This is a genomic window from Psychrobacillus psychrotolerans, assembly GCF_900115805.1.
Lineage (GTDB): Bacteria > Bacillota > Bacilli > Bacillales_A > Planococcaceae > Psychrobacillus > Psychrobacillus psychrotolerans.
This window is the reverse complement of sequence record NZ_FOXU01000002.1, coordinates 324,567-345,665: the sequence shown is the minus strand read 5'-3', so window position 1 is coordinate 345,665 and position 21,099 is coordinate 324,567. Positions and strand designations below refer to the sequence as shown.

Sequence of the window (21,099 nt, the reverse complement as noted above, 5' to 3'; positions counted from 1 at the left end):
ATACATTGAATAAATGTAATCGTACATTTTATAGTTCTCATTTAAAGAAGACACTAGATTACATGGTTGTAAATACTAGCGAGAATATTGAGGATGCTTATCTCTTATATGTCCAGGATGGCAAGGACTATATAGAGCTGGGAGGACTAGAGAAAGCTATCCGGGATGTAGTACATCTACATCCTGAACTGGCTGACCATCTCGTAATAGTTCTGATTGATCCTGGCGATTCGATGGAAAGATGGGAATCATTTAGTAGAAAAGGAGCTTCCTTTCACGATTATCTGCGTTTTATAAATGATGAATTTATTCCTGAAATTGAAAGTAACTTAGGAGTTGCGAGAATTAGTAAAAGAGGTATTCTGGGGGGTTCTTTAGCAGGTAATATTAGCTTAAATATCGCATTAGAAAAGCCGGAAATATGGACGCATGTATTGCTTCAGTCTCCGGCTGTTTCTAATGGAGATATTAGACAGTTGGAGGCCATGGATTTATCTACCTGGAATGTCTATCAAACTGTAGGAATCTATGAGGATGAGTTTGTATCTGCGATATCTAAGGAAAAATTATATATTTTGACAAGGAATCGCCAATTGTATAAAAGCTTTCTTTTAAAAAACGTAAATGTAAAATATATAGAATCTGAGGACGAACATCTGTGGAAGGTTTGGGAAAGGGATTTACCAGCCGCATTGCAGTTTTTTGTGAAGGAGGTTTAACATGAAGATACATTTTACAGGTGATCTAACAGAGATCAGTGAAGGGATTACGATCCTTAGTGACGATTTGGGAATACAACGTGCTGAAGATGGATATCCGATTGAAGTGATAAATTGTCAAGGACCTTTAGTTGTACAAAATAATGATGGTAAAGGGCAGATCATCTTTGAAAACAAGATTCATTTTTTTAGAGGGTTAGGTCTATGGCTTCAACACATTGAAAAAAGAGAAGAATTCCATCTAACTGAAGAACCTCAATTTGAAACAAGTGGCGCGATGATTGATGTTTCGAGAAACGCAGTATTAAAGGTCGATGGCATAAAAATGTTATTGCGTAAAATGGCCGTGATGGGCTTAAACATGGTAATGGTTTATACAGAGGAAACGTATGAGGTTCCGGGAATACCTTATTTTGGATATATGCGTGGAAGATACACTGAGACTGAAATTCAAGAATGTGACGACTATGCCTTCCAATTAGGGATTGAAATGATTCCATGTATTCAAACATTGGCTCATTTAAAGGAAGCCTTAAAATGGGGTTATGCGAATGATATAAAGGATACAGAAGATATTCTACTCGTCGGAGAACTTAAAACCTATGAATTGTTAAAGAGACTGATTGAGGCAGCGTCGAGGCCGTATCGTACAAAAAGGATTCATATTGGAATGGATGAAGCTCTGCAGTTAGGCCGTGGAAAGTACATGGAAAAAAAAGGGTATCAGAATAGATTTGAAATAATGAATCAGCATCTTCAGGAAGTAGTATCAATCACAGAGGAATACGGGTTGCAGCCGATGATTTGGAGTGACATGTATTTCAGGTTGGCTTCTCAGAACGGAAACTATTATGATTTTGATTCATCGTTGTTGGATCAAGTTAAACAATCCATTCCAAACGTAAAAATGGTGTACTGGGATTACTATCATTCCGATGAAAGCTTTTATGAGGAAATGCTGAATACTCATAAACAGATCGTATCACAACCAATTTTTGCTGGAGGGCTGTGGACCTGGAATGGTATCTCTCCAAATTACGCGAGGGCATTTAAGAACTCGGAGGCTGCTTTAAATGCCTGCAAAAAAATAGGAGTTAAAGAGGTATTTGCAACAATGTGGGGGGATAACGGAGCAGAAACTCCAATCCAAAGCGCTCTTCCTGGATTACAACTATTTGCTGAACATACGTATCATCAAGAGGTAAGTAGAGAGCATTTGGAAGAACGGTTCACCTACTGTACAGGTTACAAGCTACATGATTTTCTTTTATTGAATCAATTTGATGAAATACCTGGAGTCATGGAGGATAACTTATATTCCTCAAACCCGTCTAAATTTCTACTTTGGCAGGATGTGTTAGTGGGGCTGTTTGATGAAAATATAAAAGGACTTCCGATTGCTGAGCATTACAGTGGCTTAGTGGAGCAGCTAGGGGCAGCTAAATTACGTAATCAGGGTATGGTTTTGTTGTTTAGCTTTTATGAGCAGCTAGCAAGTGTATTAAGTGTGAAGGCGGAACTTGGTATTGATTTGAAGTCAGCCTATGATAAACGGAATAAAGTAGGAGTTAAGGTTTGTCTTAAAAAGCTTGAAATTCTTAAAGTAGAGGTTGATTCTTTACGAAAGGCACATAGAGATGTTTGGTTTTCCATTAATAAAGCGTTCGGATGGGAAGTTCTAGATATTCGATATGGAGGTTTATTGACTAGAATAGAAACAGCAGAGTATCGACTACATGTTTGGATAGACGGTAAAGTATCAAAACTAGAGGAACTAGAAGAAAAGCGCCTTCGTTATGATGGCCCCGAACAATTCCCTGATAATGTAACATTAGGCAGAGGTGAAACGTACAATCGGATCGTAACAGCAGGGAGCATTTAGCGGACGGAGGGACGGGGAATCTGTCCCCTTAACCCAGAAGGAGGGATGGAAAGTGAAAGAAGAGATAAAATGGTACGACCCAAAGGAAAAACCGTTTCGTATTAGTGGCTTTGCATGGATTGACAAGGAGGAACGGTATCGGCGACTTCCGGCTCACTCTCATTATGATATACCCCCACGCGTGGATGAACTAGCGACTAATACTTCAGGTGGACATATTAGTTTTCGAACAAATGCTTCCAAGCTTAAATTAAAAGTTAAGTTAACTGATTCTGCAAGTATGGGGCATATGGCTGCTTCAGGTCAATGTGGATTTGATGTATACGTGGGAGGACCAGGAAGGCAAATGTATTATGCAACAGCCTTTCCATCTCTTCTTGAACAATCATACGAGAAAACGATTTGGGATTTTAACAGTAGTAATCAATACAGTGCGGAACAACTTAGAGAAGTGACATTGAATTTCCCCTTGTATCAGGGGGTAGAAGAATTACAGATAGGAACAAACCCAGAAGCAATCATAGAACAGCCTACTCCGTATTTATCAGATAAACGAGTAATTTTCTACGGTACTTCCATAACGCAAGGTGCTTGTGCAAGTAGGCCTGGTATGTCGTACACAAATATCCTCAGCAGGAGATTTAATTTAGAATTTATTAATTTAGGATTTTCTGGAAGTGGCAAAGGTGAACATGGGGTGGCATTAACGATCAGAGAAATCGAACGGCCAGCTTGTTTTGTTCTTGACTATGAGGCAAATGTTTCATACGAGGAATATCAAGATACACTAATTCCCTTTATCGAAACCTATCGGGAATATCATCTGCATATCCCTATTATCATCATATCAAGAATTCCATTTGTACAGGACAAAGCAATAGGAGAGTACGAGGATTATCAAAACCGTAGAGAATACTCGAAATTGACTGTGGAAAAGTTAAAGCAACAAGGCGATAGGAATATTTCATTTATAGATGGTTCTACTTTGTTAGGCGAATTATGGCACGAATGTACAGTCGATGGAATCCATCCGAACGACTTAGGATTTATGGAAATGGCGAATCGCTTGGAGAGTGCTTTTGGTTTTTTAAGGAACAACGAGCTCTAAATATATACGTTGGTGCAGCGAGACAAGGGCACTGACAAAGATAAAGGGTCACAATCAGATTATATGAAATGGAAAAAAACAGGTGTAGAAAAAGATGCATTTTTCTATACCTGCTTAAATTTTTGGACCAACTTAACACTCCATTGCCTCATTCCAGATAACGAAATACCTTCATATACTAGATTTATTCCACTAGGTAAAATTGAAGTAGAAGGTGAAAATTCAAAAATTGGACAGGACATTATTTCTGTTTATCACCAAAAGGCATTGGATTTTATTAAGAGAGTTTCGATAGATAATAGCTATATACACCACTAACAAAGGAATAAAAATTATAAAACCTTAGAGATATTCTTTAAGGTTATTTTTTTCATTAGTTAGTGTAGGGTGCCAGGTTCAAAAAAAATTTTGAATTGCTTAGAATCTGCTACCTTTTACAACTCTACTAAGGCAGTTGTTCCAAAGTAGTTGGAGTTGTAGATAATGCCTCCGCATCATTAGCTAATTTTAGCGAATAAAGTGGCAAATATATATCCAGCTACACCAAAATCCGTTTTTATGAAAATTGTCATTCCCCAGGAATTATTTCGAATCATGTCTGAATTTTTTCTTAAATTCGACTCTGTGTTTTAAATATTCATGTTTGTTTTTCACAGAGGGTCATTAGTACATAAAACTTGGAGTTTTCTCCATCCGTTTTTCTATGCTACCATGTAGACAATAACTGCTATTCACGCATGGAGGATTTCAAATGATTGAAGTAATAACGGTAGTAAATATGTTGGTAGAAGTAAAAAATACGAAAGATTATGAAAAAAAAGTAAAAAAGATTTTGCAGTATAAGACTCGGTCGATTCAACATATAGAGACGATTAATATGTCGAAACCAAATGAAAAACTGATCGTAAGCGCTTTGGTGAAGTATAGAGTTCTCATAGAAGAAAGAATGGAAAACAAGTTTTTAGATGATTATGTGGGACTCGTTCTTCCTATGTTTTATAATCGTTTTAAAGCGATGCCTGTAAGCAATCAAATTTATAAAATTTCAAGGATCAAAAAAGAAAATAGTTCTCGGCGTTAAATATTTGTTTGCAAATCGGATTAATCCTTGTAAAAAGAAGGAACAGAAAAGCAAATAATCTAAATGAGATGAAAATAGTTAAGACCCAATAAAAATAGACTTGTGATTGAAAATGAGACAAGTCTATTTTTAGTATAATTTCTTAGCACTTATCAACTCATAACAAGTTCTTTCTCAGTTTTCTTTGTTTCTAACGAATTAGATAATAAGGAAGGAAATGTAATTTTAAATGTCGTTCCTTTTCCAATTTCACTTTCTACATGAATTGTACCATTCATAGCACGTACGATACTATACACTACCATAATACCGAGACCTGTTCCCTTGCTTCCTTTGGTTGAATAATAAGGTTCACCTAGACGGGTCATTTGTTCAAGTGTCATACCTGAACCAGTATCTTTAATGAGAATGCTTACAGTTGTTGTACGCTCCGTTTCAACCGTTAATATTCCTCCCTCAGGCATTGATTCTATTGCATTTTTCATAATATTTACAAAGCATTGATGAAATTTTTGTTTGTCTCCTTCAATCCCCTCTCCCGGTGAAAAAATAGAAACTATTTTAACCGAATTTCGCTTTGCCAATGGTTGTAGCAATTGAACTACTTGTTCTAGCTCTTCCTGAAGAAGTAGGGGTTCCATCGATTTAATTTCAGGATTAGAGAAATTCAAATAATCTTGAATGACTCTTTCAGCAGATTTCAGTTCGTTTTTAATAATGGAGATGTAGTGGGTATGGTTCTCTTTTGAAATAGCATTACTTTGCAAAAGTTGAACAAAACCAATTGCTGCTGTCAATGGGTTACGAATTTCATGACTAATAGCTGCACCCATTCGTTCAACAGCCTCTATCCTTTTGGATTTTATAGTGCGTTGGCGCAATTGAATAGTCATAATAATTTCTTCAATAATATAAGAAATAATTACGGCTCCAATTGGTTGGATGACTAAGTAAGCAAACAAAACTTCAGCACTACTGTGAGGTAAGTGCCAAATTCCCATCGTAAAAGTTTGGGCAAAACTGAACAGAAAAGTTACGCATCCAGTAAAAAGAATTCGCTGCATGGGAGAGCGTTTTAAAAACCAGGAGGCAATTCGCCAAAAAAGAATGGCTAGTCCTCCATAATAAAGGACAGTCATCCAAAATCCAAAATCAATTCCCAAAAGACCTCTTACGAATACAATGAATGTAGCCAAAAAAGGTCCTATTCCCATATACAAACCACCGATAATGAACGGAACTTTCCGTAAATCAAAAACAACCTCAATACCTTCAATTTCATAAGTAAAAATAAAACAGATTACTAAACTAATTATTAAATAGATGTTGCAAATAGCTTGATAAGACCAATACCTTCTCAGCTTCTCTCCACATAAAAAACCTGAAAGTAGTAATACGATTAACAAGGATAAGTTGAAAAAGAAGTATACTGTTAACTCCAAGGTATTATTCCTCCAATACTATTTATTCCTAAAAGGATTCATCTATATCTTCACTTCATCTAAGTTTTGTTAATCTTAAAATGAAATTGAAAAGTGGTGCCTTTGCCAATCTCACTTTGAACTTCAATTCTCGCTCTCATAGCACGTAATATACTGTAAGAAACCATCATGCTGAGACCAGTTCCCTGGGGTCCCTTCGTAGAATAATGTGGTTCTCCTATACGTTGAATTTGTTCTTTATTCAACCCTGTTCCTGTATCTTGTATAGAAATAATTATCTTGTTCTGAGTAGCCACCGTTTTGATCAATAATGCACCGCCATAAGACATAGATTCAATCGAATTTCTCATAATATTTATAAAACATTGGTGGAATTTCGACTTGTCTCCTTGGATTGTTCCATAGGTAGAAAAGTCAGTTGAAACCTTCACTGAATGATAATTAGCAAGAGGGTGTAGTAATTTTAAAATATGCGTTAGTTCTTCTTGAATATCCAGTTCCTCTACTGATTCAACAACTGGTTTAGAAAAGGTTAAGTAATCTTGTATGATACCTTCTGCAGAATCTAACTCATTTTTTATAATGGAGAGATATTTTGTTCTTCTATTATTATCAAGATAAACTTGATCGAGGAGATCGATAAATCCAATTGCTGTAGTTAATGGATTTCGTATTTCGTGAGATATTGCAGCACCCATTTGTTCGACTGCAGCCAACTTTTCTTCAATTATTAACTGTTGCTGCAACTGCTGATTTTTTTCTCTTATTTCAATGAGAGAAGAAAGCAGGGCAACTCCAAGTGGTGGGACTACTACATAAGCAATGATTATGTCTAGCAATTGGTCAGCAGATACTGTGTTTAATGCTATGGTAAGTAGGATACCTACACTTAATAGTAAAGTAATACCGGTGGAAAACAGTATTCGTGTAGTAGAAGTGAGTTTTAAAAACCAAGGAGAAATACGCCATATAAAGAAACTAAACACGCTATAAAATGCAATTGCTATAAAGAATCCAAGGTCTATTCCATGGAATGCACGAAAGAAAATAACCAAAAATCCTAGTATAGGACTGAGCCTCAAATAAAGACCACCCAATAAAAAAGGAATTATCCTCAAATCTAGAACATACTCACTTTGTATGGGATAAGAAAATAGAGAACAAAGTATTAATGAAAGAACAAAGTATAATAAGCCTGTTCGTTTGTGTATATGGATACTACCGACTCTCTTACTTAATAGAAAGAAAGCAAAAAATAGAATCGTTAATAAGGTCAGATTAAATAAAAAGTGTATTGTTATAACTCCCAATATATACCTCTTCTAATAATTTTTATAAATTAATAGTAACTAAAGAATGCAGAATATACAATATCCTTAAAAGAATATTCAGACGATTTATAGGGATTTTTGATAAAGTATCCCTAACCCTGTGTTTTTTTTCTTAATGCAGGGGCTAAATATTGTGTTTTGTTACAAGGAGGTATTCGAAATTATTTGTTGAATACAGGAGGATATATAATACTAACCTTTGAGGTGGGACATGAATAACAGGGTGATAGAAACTTATAACCAACTTGCCAATGATTACGAGCATAATGTGGATAAAGGAAGTCTATTTAATACAGAATATGAACGACCAGCAATGATGAAGTTATTGCCAACTGATTTAAAAAACAAGCAGATTTTGGACGCTGGTTGTGCAGCAGGTTGGTATACAGAGCAATTAGTGAATTTTGGTGCTGAAGTTACAGCGACTGATATTAGTCCAAAAATGGTAGAGGCTACTAAAAGAAGAGTCGGAGAAAACGCAAAGGTATTATGTTTGGATTTAGGAGAAAAACTACCTTTTGAAGATGAAACATTCGATGTGATTATAAGCTCTTTAGTTCTTCATTATATAAAGGATTGGAGCAAAACTTTTAGCGAATTCCAAAGAATATTGAAACCTAATGGGAAATTACTTTATTCCGTACACCACCCATTTATGGATATAAAATTGTCCGTGAATGGTGACTATTTTTCCAAAGAGCTTATTATCGATCAATGGAAGAGAGAAGGAAAGCTGATAGAGGTTCCGTTTTATCGTCGTCCACTAAATGAAATAGTAAATGTAACGGCAGCATATTTTACATTGGAAAAGTTAATCGAACCACAACCTACAAAAGCTTTTGAAGAGAAAAAACCAGAGAAGTATAAAAATCTTATGAAAAATGCTCACTTTATGATTGTAAAAGCTCGGAAAGAAAATTAGGTAAAAAGAGACAATTAGGAAAATAGACAAAGCTCTACGTTCTTAATTTTATAAAGTGGAAGCGAGGGGAAATCCCTCGTTTTTTTATGTAAAAAGCGTTATTGAAACTAAAAAAGTTATTTATCGTAATATAAAGATAGAAAGATTTTGACATTCCATTATCGAGTACAACTTTATATCAGAAAGCAGTGGAGAAAGTGAAAAAAAAGAGGTTTAAATTTCGGGTAATAATTAGAAACTTAATTTTAGCGTTAGCTGCACTATTCCTTGTCTGGATTGCTTTCCATCAGGTTATGGTTGCATATGAACAAAAGAAGTATCCAGCATTAGGTGAATTAGTTGAAGTGGATGGAAAGAATATGCATGTGTATACAAAAGGTGAGGGGCCAAATACAATTATTTTGTTGAGTGGTTTAGGTACGACAGCGCCAGTGTTGGATTTTGAACCTTTAATTAACGAGATGTCAAAAAGTAATGAAGTTGTTGTGGTAGAGCCTTTTGGTTATGGCTGGAGCGACCTAACGGATGAGGATCGAACAGTAGAGAATTTAGTTGAGGAATTACGAACAGCTTTAATAAAATCGAATATCGAAGGGCCATATATATTGATGCCCCATTCTATTTCTGGAATTTATAGTATGTATTATGCGAGTAAATATCCAGAGGAAATTAAAGCTATTATAGGAATCGATCCCACATTACCTAATGCCTTAGAGTATTTTGATGAATCTGTTCCTACAATGCCAAAATATATGAGTTACATAGCCCCTACGGGAATTGCAAGATTGGCATTATATTTAAGTTCAGAAGAGTTCCTCCCTTTGGCAGACGAAGGTATTTATTCAGAAAAAAATTTAAAAATGACCAAAATCCTTTCTGCGCAGAGGGGGTATAACAAAAATATAGTAAATGAAGCAAATGAAATAAATAATAACATTGGAAAAACACGTAATTTGTCGTTTCCTCCAGATATGCCTGTGATGATTTTCACGACAAACGAAAAAGAAGAGAATGAGGAAGGCAAATCGAATATAACCTTTTATCAGTCAGAAATAGGAAATTCGCCATTACAAAAACTTGTTCCTTTAGAAGGGCATCATTATCTGCACTGGACTCAATATCAGCAAATGAGTGAATACGTTAATGAATTTACCGAAGCGTTTAGAAATGATTGAATAAATGCATAGTACCTGTCTTTAAAATACAGAAGGTATATTATTCTATCCAGTCTGTGCAGTCTGCCTATTGCACAATAAATAGGCTAATTACATATCATGGAAGGAATGTGCTTTGTAAACACATTACAAATGCTAAAAAGGCAGGTCAAGTTATGGATTCTTCTATTGATTACACAGCACCGTCCACTCAGTTCGCTTTTGATGTAAATAAAAGCCCCTTCTTTAAAAAAGATAGTTATAACTTTATGAATATTTTAGGTGTTCAACAATTAAATACACTGGATAATATATCTTTGCTCGATATTTTTCTTAGTGCCAACAATAACATAGAGCCACATTACCATCCGAATGCAGCAGAGTTAGTATACTGTATTTCAGGAGAAATCGTTGTTTCTATACTCAATCCATTTACTAAGCAATATAAACACTACACGATTACACCAGGTCAAGTGGCAAATATCCCACAAGGTTGGTGGCATTACCAAATGGCTACTGAAGATCGAACGCATATATTAGCTATTTTTAATGCTTCCACGCCTGAAGTAATTCTAGGTTCCGATATTTTAAAATTGACACCTTCGAATATTATGGCGCATACCTATTGTATGAACGAGAACGAGTGGAAAAAAGCGATAGCTCCAGTTATGCCGTCTACCTATATTGGTCCACCAAAAAACTGCAACAAAACTACAACAGATAATCAGCAATACTATCCAAATCATTTCATCAACCAAAGCTATCCAATGCAATAATTCCACCATTACGAGTGTAGGGCACCAGTTACTAAAACAATTCTGTATTGTATTAGAACTGTTGCCTTTTACTATTGGTGAATTTGAATACATTGAATAATTGTCCTGATTTACATGGAAATCATCTCTATTAAAAATCGGAAAGAACAATAATAAACGAAACCCCCTAAAGCAAGTAGAGCTTGTTCTAAGGGGGGGGCAATTTATCAACGCTTTTTTTACTGGTTTAGAAATAGTATATGGAATATATTGGTGGAATATTTGAGTCCAGAAGACTTCCTACCTTTAGTAGACAAAGGAACTTATTCAGAAAAAGGGTTTATCTAAGTATTCAATTGGATACTCAGTAGATGATTTTGAGAATAGAAATTGTAGGAGCTAGTGCAACCATGTGCGATTTTTTCCGAATATAATATCTAAATGTGCTTTCAATATAATAAATACATAGGTTAGCATGGAATTGACAAGGGCGACTTGATGTCTACACTACAGCAAAAAAATTCTGAAATGTATTAGGACCTAGTATATGCAAGAAGTAATCGCAGTGGCAATAAGCAATTAGGTGCAAAATATAGAATTTCATAGTAATAATGAAAAACAACAACATGAATCGTAGTGTTATCTTTGATATTTAATTTATTGATTTAATTGTTCTTTTTTATAGGAAAAATACATCTTTATAGCATAATATAATGATCTAGTACCTTGATAAATTGAATCATAACCCATATTTCCATTAAACTTGATTGAGTGTTTAGGTGGTTCTTGGTTAGAAGCTTGCTTACTATTATATGTAAGTTTATCCAACAGAGACTTACCGGCATCTTGTTGGAAATGCTCATCAAGATTACCTTCAAATTTTTCTACACGTTTACATCTTGAAATAATATCTGTTATAACTCTTTCCTTATTATTAGTTTTTTCTAAGTACTCTTTGAATTTATCTATTTCCAATATTTCCACCTCAAGCCTTTTTAGTTTACTTACTAAATAATAATTGAAACATCTAAATTCATCAATAAAAAATGAAGTAAGAATTTACGGTGCGTTACTATTTTAAGGGTAAATATAGTTTTTTCTTATTATAACTCCAGGGACAGCTGAATAGGTGAATTACTTTGGTATGTTCGATTGTGAATTGATAAGATTTTTGCACACATAAAGTCAATTATTTTGGGAGGTACACTTTCACCTATAATTTCTGCTAATAATGTTTTGGAAATATATTTTTCATCTGTTTTGAAATTATAATCATATTCTGAAATCGATTGAATTATTAATGCTTCATAAATAGATAATACCCGATTTTGAGTTGGATGGATTTTTTTATCAGAAGCTTCAAATGGGAAATTTTTAGTCAGAGCTGCAGCTGGTTTATCCCATTCCATACGTCTATATGCAGAATGAAATCCTTTAATTAACCGACGTTCTCCTGTAATTTTATCTATAATGGAAGGTCTAGGTAACAAGGACCCGCAAGATTGACAATAAATTGGAGTTGTTTTATTGGACTGTGCAATTCCATTAATAATCACATCTTTATGTAAGGGGTTTGTAGAATCTAGACAGTCTATATTTACACATTGGTTGTTATAAGCTTGTTCACCTTCTTTAGTATGAGATACCCACCAATACTTTTCTTCATTCATAACTGATACATAATGTAATGGATGAAAATCATATCGGGTATTCAAACCTTTTTTAGCATCTAAAGGTGGTAAGTTTCCGATGGCATCTCTTAAAGTTTTTATTTCAGTCTTTTCCTCTTCTAAGAAAAAGTTAGCCTTTTGATTAAAGTATTCTATACCAGCAGAGTTTCTAGTATAAACTGTTAGTAATCGTTTACGTAATTGTGGTACTCCATAATCAGAACAACTAATTACTTGATAGCTTCCTTTGTAGATATGACCCAATCTACGGTCGATATAATCCATAATGTTTATATAATTATTAAATTCATCCTTAATAACGGTATGTTGCATATTGGGGACATTCTCGAGAATAATCCATTCTGGTTGTAAAGCTTCAATAATATCTAAAGTTGGTATAATTAGTCTATTTCGTTCATCTATTTGTGGACGATTACCTTTTCTTATTTCACTTAATAACTTTCCTGCACCATTAGAGGACATACCCTGACAGGGGGGAGTTGCATATAATAAAAAAAGATCTTCTTTATAATTTTTTTTATAATATTCAATAATTTCGTCCTTGTATCTCCATATATCTCCTGTAAATAACTTGGTGTTTGGATAATTTCTTTGGTACAATTGATGGCGATTTTCTAATATTTCATTACTTATAACTGTTTCTATATTGTTAGACTTCAAACCTAATTCACCTAAGCCAGCTGATGAAAAAAGACAAACTGCATTTTTATTCATTTTTTAGCTCCTTAATTTAATTCAATATATCAAATATTGTTCTGGCAATTGCTTTCCCTAATAAGGGTGGCACAGCATTTCCTATTTGTTTTATTATCTGTACTCTTGAGCCATAAAATTTATAGTTATCATCAAAACTTTGGATCCTAGCTCCCTCCCTAGGAGTTAAGGCTCTATTTTGTAAAGGGTGAATACATTTACTAGATGCAGGATTAACAAACTTAACTGTAATAGTAGGTGCTGGCTCGTTAGGGGATAATCTAGAATAACAATTGCTAAACCCGCTGCTAATTAAATGTTTGGGTATGCAATTAATATTATCCCCTGCATACTTAATAATTTCTAACATTTTTGGGGGGTGTTTTGTTGCTTTGTGTAATTCCAACTTTGAGCTTTTACATCTTCTAGCTCTTTGATAATCATTTAATGGATTACTTTCGTAGATAATTTTTTCTTCCCCACTAGTGACTGGAGGTAAATCTCCAATTGCATCCATTACGCTTAAAGCCTGTGGTAAGTTATCCCTAACTATAATCATTTTCTTTTTATCTTTAATTCCAATTGTTTTTCCTTCAAATGAATGTGTTGGTTCAGGGAAACTTAATTTTAGGTCCTTTAATACACCAATCATGATGAATCGTTCCCTTTTTTGAGGGACGCCAAAATTAGCAGAATTTAAAATTTTCCATTCAAATTTGTACCCTAAACTAGAAAAAACTTCTTCAATTAATTTAAGTGTTAATCCATTGTTATGTGTAACTAGTCCCACAACATTCTCCATGACAAAAACTTTAGGTTTAAAATAATTTACATATAAAGCAAATTGTTCAAATAAACTATTTCTCATATCTTCTTCATCTGAAGAACGAAATGGGCGAATTGATGAAAATCCCTGACAAGGAGGACCACCAATAATAACATCGATTTTTCTAGAATGTAAGTGTTCTTTAAATAATGATGGCTTTGCTTTTCTTATATCATCATTGATAACTAAACAATCAGGATGATTTAATTGGGTGGTTTTAGCAGCGTCTTTATCGAGTTCAACTGCACCGACTACTTTAAAATTATTAGAATATGAAGTGAAGCCATGTGAAAATCCACCAGTTCCGCTAAATAAATCTAGTATATTAATTTCTCTCAAAATTGCTCACCTTTTTATATATATTTATTAAAGACTATGGATAGGTTGTAAAAATTTTATGTTAATATAAGTACTGTAAATGTTTGTAAAAGAAGAACCTAAGTTCGGTTTAATCTTATCATATATTAATAGAAGGGGCGATTAAAATGGGTCTAAAAGTTATCGATTCAAATGATATAATGCTAAGCCATTTAAATATTAGTGTTGAAGAACTGAAGAGTGCATTAATAAATACTAATGATAAATTTGCAAAAATCACTAATAAGACTAGATTAATGGACTTAAATATTTTTGAAGTTTTGGATTTTAGAAATTTTAGTGGAGTGATTGGCGAAACATTTTCAAGTGAGCTGGCTAAAATAAATAAATCATTAATAAAAAATCCAAATCAAGATGGTTATCCAGACTTACTTCAAGTATCCACAACTGAAATGTTAGATTATTATCAACAATGTGTATATAGAGATTTAATTAAATACAAAGATGGTGGTCTGGAGATAAAAAATACCTTTGGTACAAAAAAAGGAAGTCTACTAATGGGTGATCAACGAATAGAGTTGATTAAAGAAAAATTAGATTGGAAAGCTCATCATCAGCAAACCAATAACTTAATTGGGTTAATGTCAGATTATATTGACGATATGCCGCAAATAGTAGCTATATGCTACAGTGATCAGTTGAACCCAGAAGATTGGGGGAAAGTTCAGAAACCTAAAGAAGGAAGTACAATGACATCATTCTCAACGATTGGTCAGACAGGATACAAAAAAATGGTAAAGGGAATAAAAATTTGTATCGATGATCCCAAATATTTAAAATTCTTTCACCAGGAGGTACGTGTAGATTGACAACCTATCGAGTAATCACTAATAAATCATTACCTATTGGTGATGGAAAGCCTGATATTGAAATACAAGATGTTATAGATGCTGTAAGTGAAACAAATAACTATCTACTGACTTTAAGTGAATTATTCATTGAATTAGATTTTGATTTATTTGAAGTTCTAGGACAACGAAATTTAAGTGGACTGATTGGAGAGATTTTCTCGGTTTTTCTAGCTAAAAAATCAAATTTTTTATTAAATAATCCTCACCCTGATGGTAGACCAGATATAATTTTTTGTAGAAATGATGTAGAACTGGATTATTTCACAAAGGGTTGTTTTATTGATGTTGGAGATCGTAAGTTCCCTTTGAAAAGTGCCTTAGCACCTTATCTCTATGGAGGAATAGAAGTCAAATGTACCATTGGAGATCCTATTAAAGAATATCGGAAAACAATAAGAGAAGAATATAATAATGTAAAGGAAAATTTTGAATTATACATGCCTCGTGTAAAATATTTAAAGGATTTAAACTGGTGGGCCCATCACACACATTCATCAAACCTTCTGGGTCTTTACTATGATTACTATTCTAAGTCTAATAATCTACCACAAATCCTAGCTGTTTTTAATTCAGAATTGGTACAAACTGATTGGAACAAAGTTTCCACGGGGTCTTCTTTAGGGAAGAAAACTAGTAATACATCATTGAACAAAACTGGAAAACAAAAAATGAAAACAAGCTGTCTATGTGTAATTGAGGACGAAATATACATAGAAAAATTACAAAGTATAAAAGTTACAATCCAATGATACAATTTGTATCATTTTATAATGAATTTCCTGTATTGTCAAATGGATATTTTGTGAGAAAGGGAATAATATGATTGGAGAAAGATTACAAGTATTAAGAGGTACAAAAACCCAAGAAGAAGTTGCTGGTTTTTTAAAAATTACTAGGGCGAGTTATGCTCATTATGAAAAAAATAGAAGGGAACCTAATATAAGTATTTTAATTAAAATATCAGATTACTATGGTGTTACAATAGATTATTTAGTGAAAGGAGAAAATAAAAAAGATATATGTTTTGATGAAAATGATTATAATAAAGATTGGATAAAATTTCTAGAATCAATTGTAAAGTGTACGGATGAGGAAAAGAAAAAGTTAATGAATTTCTGGAGAAGTTTGAATTGAGTAATTCTATTAATAATTAGTACAATGCTCGGAGTATCGGCAAATGGTGAAGGAATTGTTTTATTTTATTTTAAATCTGGTGGAACGCAGTATTGTAGTAGGGGCTGTTTGGAGAAAGTAATTACGTGGGAAGAGTATGGAGAGATATACGGTGAAGGCAATGGGGAATTTATTGGACAAGTCGGGAATACGTATAACAAAAAGTAGATACTCCACATAGTAGAGGTATCTACTTTTCTATGTTTCTGAGTCTCTTTGATAATCTAAATCTCTCCTAGGCTAAGATAGTTTGTAATATAAGCTTTAATAGCTCTTCTGTTGTTTCGGGTAATTGTTCGGGTAAGCTTAATGGATGTTTCATCTCTATTCCTCCTTTAATCTCGTATTCTATTATCAATATAGGCAATCTAGTTCAAATTTATGCATGATATTATAAAAAAGTTTTGAATCTCTTAAATGGAGATTTGGAAATTCATTTGACTAGAATGCCTATTTGACGTCTTGGTCAATATTCTATATTATGATTGCATACCCGTACTTGACCGGGAGAGGTTCATAGCTTATACCCTCTATAAAAAACTATGGATACATGACTATTCGCCATGTCCATATAATTTGGACGTGGCTTTTTTGTTTTTATCCTTTTGTTTGTATAGATTGGTCTGTGAAGCCTCTTTTGAAAGTGTTGGGAAACATTTTTTATAGGAGGTTTTTTTATTATGTCTGGAAGAAGTCATGATGAAGGTTTGAAGGATTTAACACTGTTAGGGAACCAAGGCACAAAATATTCATTTGATTATGCACCTGAGGTATTGGAGTCGGTAGATAATTTACATTCTACTCGGGATTATTTTGTGAAGTTTAACTGCCCAGAATTCACAAGTTTGTGCCCAATTACCAATCAGCCGGATTTTGCAACGATGTACATCTCGTATATACCGGATAAAAAAATTGTAGAAAGTAAATCGTTAAAATTATATTTATTTAGTTTCAGGAATCACGGGGATTTCCATGAGGACTGTGTGAACATCATCATGAACGATTTAATCGAATTGCTAGATCCAAGATATATCGAAGTATGGGGTAAATTCACTCCACGTGGAGGTATTTCTATTGATCCTTGGTGTAATTATGGAAGACCTGGAACGAAATATGTAGAAATAGCAGATTTTCGTTTGATGAACCATGATTTATATCCAGAGAAAATTGATAATCGTTAATGGAATAATCATATGTAAGGCAGAAGTGCTAAAATCCTGAAACTAGGGGCTAGGCGCTAGAGATAGACAATCTAAAAAATTCAGAAGATGACAGCATTCTTCCTTACGGTGCTGTTTTGTCGATATAAGGGAGTTTAAACGGGTGAAGCAGGAAAAGGCAATTATTGTGTTTAGTGGAGGACAGGATAGCACGACCTGTCTGTTTTGGGCAAAAGAACGTTTTAAAGAGATTGAGGCAGTGACTTTTGATTATGGGCAAAGACATAGTCTTGAAATCGAATGTGCAATGGAAATAGCTAAGGAGCTTGGTGTAAAGCATCACATTCTGGATATGTCGCTTTTAAATCAGTTGGCACCGAATGCTTTGACACGAGATGACATAAAGGTAGAGGACGGGGAAGATGGGGGATTGCCGTCGACTTTTGTACCTGGTCGAAATCTGCTCTTTTTATCTTTTGCTGGGGTCTTAGCGAGCCAGGTAGGTGCAAAGCATATCGTAACTGGCGTGTGTGAAACTGATTTTAGTGGCTATCCAGATTGTCGTGATATTTTCGTGAAATCCTTAAACGTCACATTAAATCTTTCTATGGATACTACTTTTGTGATCGATACACCACTCATGTGGTTGGACAAGGCGCAAACATGGGAACTTGCAGATCAGCTTGGAGCGCTCGAATTTGTTCGAGAGAAAACGTTGACTTGTTATAACGGTGTAATAGCAGATGGCTGTGGGGAATGCCCAGCATGTAAGCTGAGAAATAAAGGATTAGAAGATTATTTAACTTCTTCTAAATCTATTGAAGGAGTAACATTATGAGAATTTTATTTTATTTAGTATCGATTGTGATTGCTAATGTCGTAACAGCAGCTTTTGCACCTTTACAGTTCGGGATGTTTATCGTCCCTATGGGAACATTGTTCGTGGGTGCTACCTTCATTTTTAGAGATCTTGTACAAAACAAATATGGTAGAGCAAAGACGTACTTATTCATTTTCATAGCTTTAGCATTATCAGCATTAGTGTCATTTATGTTGGGAGATACATTATTAATTGTATTTGCATCGGCAATTTCATTTGTTGTTGCTGAAACAGCAGATACAGAGATTTATACAAGATTGAAACTACCAATGGCTTGGCGTGTATTCTATAGTGGGATTGTTGGTGGATTCCTGGATTCAGTCATTTTTGTCATAATAGGCTTGAGTCCTCTGGGAGCAAATATTCTTCCATGGGAAGCCGTGCCAGCAGCTATTGTAGGGCAAATTATCGTGAAAACCGTTATTCAGACAATCGGAGCGCTTATTTTGAGTCGGGTTTATGTAATGAAGGAAAAACGTCTTCTTTCTGAATGATTATATAAAAATTAAAATATTATAATTTAGCCTTCCAGTAGACTTGGAAGGCTATTTATGATTTTACAGATTATGTAGAGGTTATTGAATACAAACAAGTAGGATATAACAATTAAAAATCGTTGTTTACAAGTATTGGTTATTATATGCAGATGCCTTATAATAAAAATAGTTTAATAAAAATCCTTAAAGTTCCAAAAAATATAGTATATAGTTTGTGTATTTATCGATAATCCTATTTTAACTAACAGTAATATCTTCAAAGTTGTAAAAGGTTTGTTAGTGCATTTAAGAAAATGTATTTATTGGGAAATTGCATGAAGAAGGAACAAAGAATATTTTCAAGAGAAAACAAGAGGAAAAGGTCAGAGGTATGGAATATTCCAAGAATTATTACCAGTTGATATTGAGATTTAAAAAGCATGGATAAGGTAAAGGATATAGATGGAGGCGGGAATATGTATTGTTCCAAATGCGGGGTAAAAAACGATGAGAAAGCAAATTTTTGCGCAGGCTGTGGCGAAATTTTAAATCCTACTAAAAGTGGCGTTAAAGGTATACTGATTGCTGGAATCATCTTTTTTTTGCTGGCACTTGGTGGGGTTGGTTATGGGTTTAAGGAAATTGTCTTTACAGAGAAAGAAGAGTTTGGGAGAGTTGAAAAGGAAAGACCTCCCAATGAAACTGCTACAGCTCCATTAACAATTAAGACGGAAGCAAAGAAAAATGAACAAGTGAAAGGAATAGCAAAAGATAAAACACAGGTAATACAGGAAACTATGCCAAAAGTGTTCACGATTCTGACCGACGACGGGGGCCTAGGTTCTGGATTTCTTTATGGCCAAGGCGGTTACATTGTAACGAATGCACATGTTGTAGCGGGGCACACAAATGTAATAATACGGAACTCTGCTGGGAAAGAATCCGAGGCTCAAGTAATAGGTATTTCGGATAGATCTGATGTTGCTCTCCTTTTATCTAATGATTATGCACAAGTAAAACCACTCTTCACCGAGGCTGAAGATTCAATTATTGGCACTGAAGTCATCGCACTTGGGAGTCCTCAAGGGTTTGAAAACTCTGCTTCCATTGGATACTTGACAGGTATCAATCGTGATATGGAACTCGGTTTTGTATATGAACATTTATATCAAATTGATGCCCAAATTGACAAAGGAAGCAGTGGCGGCCCTCTAGTAGATGCAAAGACAGGAAAGGTCATAGGGATTAACTCGCTTATCTACAAAGAAAATAATTTGTTTGGATTTTCCATTCCTATGAACAGCGTGACAGCTCTAGTAGACAGCTGGGTTTCCAATCCTATGAGTGGTCAACAGGTTGCATCTCTTTTTGGCATTTATGAAGAATATACATATAGTGATGAAAATATTTCAGAAGATACTTATGAAGAAGAGTATACCGAAGATGAATGGAATTATTTTGCCTTTGAAGAGGAGACTTTAACTAATTTCATCATTACATTTAGAGAATATTACGAGATGGCTCTCGATGCCGAGGATTTTTATTGGATTAATGATATGCTACAACCGGATAGTATTGCCTACCAGGACTTAGAAGTATATATACAAGAAATTGCTGGGCAGGGAATGACCTTTGACTTCACTAATAATACTGTTACTGGTGTAGAGATGTATGATGATTATGCACTAGTTTCTACTAACGAGGAATTTGATTTTATAAATGCGGCTGGTGAATACACGTATTACAATCGGAATAAAGTATACACGGTAGTAATCAATAGTTCGGGTTATTATCAAATTACGAATATAGACATTTACGAATGATATGGTTGTAACAAGGTAATTACTTGAATACCCTAGTAATCTCCAGTAGACTAATAATTACCATAATTGACAACTGAGGAGAGAAATGCCGATGGAGATTTCTATAACAAAAGCTTTACGTGAGTTAAAAACATTGGATGCGCGCATTTTAAAAAAGATTAATGAGACAACTTTCGCAGCCTCTAAAAAACCGAAAGAGAATATTCGTGGATTTAAGACCGTTGAGGAGTTTGAAAAGGAAGCGAAAGAAAGTATACAATCCATAAAAGATTTGATGGATCGCAGAAAACAAATCAAAAAATCGATTGTAGAATCTAACGCTACAACTTTAGTAGAGGTTTCCGGAGTCAAAATGACGGTGGCTGATGCAATTGAGCGTAAAAACTTTATTGAAATTGAAAAAACTCTCCTTCGTAAGATGAATAACGATTATGCTCAGTCTCAGGAAAAAGTAGAAGTGAATAATGAACTTGCCCAAGATAGATTAGACACACAGTTAAATAATATGATTTCTAAAGATGGTAAAACAGATTTAACAGCGGTGGAAGGCTACAAAAAGTTGTTTTGGGAATCTGAGGAAACAAAATTAATTGACCCGATCCACATAAAAGAAATCACCACTAAGATGACTTTAGATATTGAATCCTTTGAAGATGACGTAGATGTAGCGCTAAGTGAAATTAATGCTCGTACACTAATCACTATTAAACAATAAGTAAGCTTGGAATTTGCTGTTATAGCGAAAAAGAAGAAA

Annotated in this window: 23 protein-coding genes and 1 riboswitch; of the genes, 17 read left to right on the top strand and 6 right to left on the bottom strand. The window is 34.3% G+C overall.

The features are described from left to right. Window positions 1-5: 5 nt before the first annotated feature. The 5 genes from BM260_RS06755 to BM260_RS06735 all read left to right on the top strand — a co-directional run bounded on the left by BM260_RS06755 (window position 6) and on the right by BM260_RS06735 (window position 4,790). Complete coding sequence (locus tag BM260_RS06755; protein ID WP_093536354.1) at window positions 6-719, top strand: alpha/beta hydrolase; 714 nt, start codon at window positions 6-8, stop codon at window positions 717-719. A gap of 1 nt (window position 720) precedes the next feature. Continuing rightward, entirely contained in the window at window positions 721-2,601 is a 1,881-nt protein-coding gene (locus tag BM260_RS06750) for a beta-N-acetylhexosaminidase (RefSeq protein WP_093536352.1), read from the top strand. A 52-nt stretch (window positions 2,602-2,653) separates the two neighbouring features. Then, window positions 2,654-3,709 carry an SGNH/GDSL hydrolase family protein gene (locus BM260_RS06745; RefSeq protein WP_245762654.1) on the top strand — a complete coding sequence of 352 codons (1,056 nt, stop codon included), beginning with the start codon at window positions 2,654-2,656 and terminating at the stop codon, window positions 3,707-3,709. 63 nt (window positions 3,710-3,772) lie between these two features. Beyond that, window positions 3,773-4,027, top strand: a complete 255-nt coding sequence (locus tag BM260_RS06740) for a hypothetical protein (RefSeq protein WP_139219903.1) — start codon at window positions 3,773-3,775, stop codon at window positions 4,025-4,027. Window positions 4,028-4,460: 433 nt separating this feature from the next. Beyond that, complete coding sequence (locus tag BM260_RS06735) at window positions 4,461-4,790, top strand: hypothetical protein (RefSeq protein WP_093536348.1); 330 nt, start codon at window positions 4,461-4,463, stop codon at window positions 4,788-4,790. A gap of 152 nt (window positions 4,791-4,942) precedes the next feature. Here BM260_RS06735 and BM260_RS06730 read toward each other — a convergent pair whose 3' ends face one another. Continuing rightward, on the bottom strand, window positions 4,943-6,232 hold the full coding sequence (locus BM260_RS06730) for a sensor histidine kinase (protein WP_093536346.1): 1,290 nt from the start codon (window positions 6,230-6,232) through the stop codon (window positions 4,943-4,945). A 59-nt stretch (window positions 6,233-6,291) separates the two neighbouring features. Then, window positions 6,292-7,314, bottom strand: coding sequence for an ATP-binding protein (locus BM260_RS06725; protein WP_245762653.1), 1,023 nt, complete (start codon window positions 7,312-7,314; stop codon window positions 6,292-6,294). Window positions 7,315-7,774: 460 nt separating this feature from the next. On the opposite strand from BM260_RS06725, the gene BM260_RS06720 reads away from it, so the two are divergent. The 3 genes from BM260_RS06720 to BM260_RS06710 all read left to right on the top strand — a co-directional run bounded on the left by BM260_RS06720 (window position 7,775) and on the right by BM260_RS06710 (window position 10,415). Beyond that, window positions 7,775-8,485: a class I SAM-dependent methyltransferase gene (locus tag BM260_RS06720; protein WP_093536342.1), complete on the top strand. Its 711-nt coding sequence runs from the start codon at window positions 7,775-7,777 to the stop codon at window positions 8,483-8,485. Between the two features lie 197 nt (window positions 8,486-8,682). Continuing rightward, entirely contained in the window at window positions 8,683-9,660 is a 978-nt protein-coding gene (locus BM260_RS06715; protein WP_322788067.1) for an alpha/beta fold hydrolase, read from the top strand. A 155-nt stretch (window positions 9,661-9,815) separates the two neighbouring features. Then, window positions 9,816-10,415 carry a cupin domain-containing protein gene (locus BM260_RS06710; protein WP_093536742.1) on the top strand — a complete coding sequence of 200 codons (600 nt, stop codon included), beginning with the start codon at window positions 9,816-9,818 and terminating at the stop codon, window positions 10,413-10,415. 636 nt (window positions 10,416-11,051) lie between these two features. Here BM260_RS06710 and BM260_RS06705 read toward each other — a convergent pair. From BM260_RS06705 to BM260_RS06695, 3 genes are all read right to left on the bottom strand, one after another. Then, window positions 11,052-11,369, bottom strand: coding sequence for a hypothetical protein (locus BM260_RS06705; protein WP_093536340.1), 318 nt, complete (start codon window positions 11,367-11,369; stop codon window positions 11,052-11,054). Between the two features lie 128 nt (window positions 11,370-11,497). After that, window positions 11,498-12,799 carry a DNA cytosine methyltransferase gene (locus BM260_RS06700; protein ID WP_093536338.1) on the bottom strand — a complete coding sequence of 434 codons (1,302 nt, stop codon included), beginning with the start codon at window positions 12,797-12,799 and terminating at the stop codon, window positions 11,498-11,500. 16 nt (window positions 12,800-12,815) lie between these two features. After that, a complete protein-coding gene (locus tag BM260_RS06695; protein WP_093536336.1) occupies window positions 12,816-13,943 on the bottom strand; it encodes a DNA cytosine methyltransferase in 1,128 nt (375 codons plus the stop codon). 146 nt (window positions 13,944-14,089) lie between these two features. Between BM260_RS06695 and BM260_RS06690 the strand changes: the two genes are divergently transcribed. From BM260_RS06690 to BM260_RS06675, 4 genes are all read left to right on the top strand, one after another. Beyond that, window positions 14,090-14,791, top strand: coding sequence for a hypothetical protein (locus BM260_RS06690; protein ID WP_093536334.1), 702 nt, complete (start codon window positions 14,090-14,092; stop codon window positions 14,789-14,791). Next, complete coding sequence (locus BM260_RS06685; RefSeq protein WP_093536332.1) at window positions 14,788-15,582, top strand: hypothetical protein; 795 nt, start codon at window positions 14,788-14,790, stop codon at window positions 15,580-15,582. Before BM260_RS06690 ends, BM260_RS06685 begins: the two co-directional genes overlap by 4 nt. Before the next feature lie 70 nt (window positions 15,583-15,652). Beyond that, window positions 15,653-15,967, top strand: a complete 315-nt coding sequence (locus BM260_RS06680) for a helix-turn-helix domain-containing protein (RefSeq protein ID WP_093536330.1) — start codon at window positions 15,653-15,655, stop codon at window positions 15,965-15,967. A 24-nt stretch (window positions 15,968-15,991) separates the two neighbouring features. Then, the gene (locus BM260_RS06675) at window positions 15,992-16,174 is read left to right on the top strand and encodes a hypothetical protein (protein WP_093536328.1); all 183 of its coding nucleotides are present in this window, start codon (window positions 15,992-15,994) and stop codon (window positions 16,172-16,174) included. Window positions 16,175-16,241: 67 nt separating this feature from the next. On the opposite strand, the gene BM260_RS18770 is transcribed toward BM260_RS06675, so the two are convergent. Continuing rightward, entirely contained in the window at window positions 16,242-16,364 is a 123-nt protein-coding gene (locus BM260_RS18770) for a hypothetical protein (protein ID WP_281249741.1), read from the bottom strand. A 145-nt stretch (window positions 16,365-16,509) separates the two neighbouring features. Then, window positions 16,510-16,556: riboswitch (PreQ1 riboswitch) on the top strand. 130 nt (window positions 16,557-16,686) lie between these two features. Between BM260_RS18770 and queF the strand changes: the two genes are divergently transcribed. The 5 genes from queF to BM260_RS06650 all read left to right on the top strand — a co-directional run bounded on the left by queF (window position 16,687) and on the right by BM260_RS06650 (window position 21,060). Beyond that, window positions 16,687-17,187 carry a preQ(1) synthase gene (gene queF, locus BM260_RS06670; protein WP_093536326.1) on the top strand — a complete coding sequence of 167 codons (501 nt, stop codon included), beginning with the start codon at window positions 16,687-16,689 and terminating at the stop codon, window positions 17,185-17,187. Between the two features lie 142 nt (window positions 17,188-17,329). Continuing rightward, complete coding sequence (queC, locus tag BM260_RS06665; RefSeq protein WP_093536324.1) at window positions 17,330-18,004, top strand: 7-cyano-7-deazaguanine synthase QueC; 675 nt, start codon at window positions 17,330-17,332, stop codon at window positions 18,002-18,004. Continuing rightward, a complete protein-coding gene (locus BM260_RS06660) occupies window positions 18,001-18,540 on the top strand; it encodes a VUT family protein (protein WP_093536322.1) in 540 nt (179 codons plus the stop codon). The genes queC and BM260_RS06660 overlap by 4 nt, the downstream gene beginning before the upstream one ends. Before the next feature lie 458 nt (window positions 18,541-18,998). Then, window positions 18,999-20,345: a trypsin-like peptidase domain-containing protein gene (locus BM260_RS06655; RefSeq protein ID WP_175496220.1), complete on the top strand. Its 1,347-nt coding sequence runs from the start codon at window positions 18,999-19,001 to the stop codon at window positions 20,343-20,345. Window positions 20,346-20,436: 91 nt separating this feature from the next. After that, entirely contained in the window at window positions 20,437-21,060 is a 624-nt protein-coding gene (locus BM260_RS06650; protein WP_093536318.1) for a hypothetical protein, read from the top strand. Window positions 21,061-21,099: the final 39 nt, after the last annotated feature.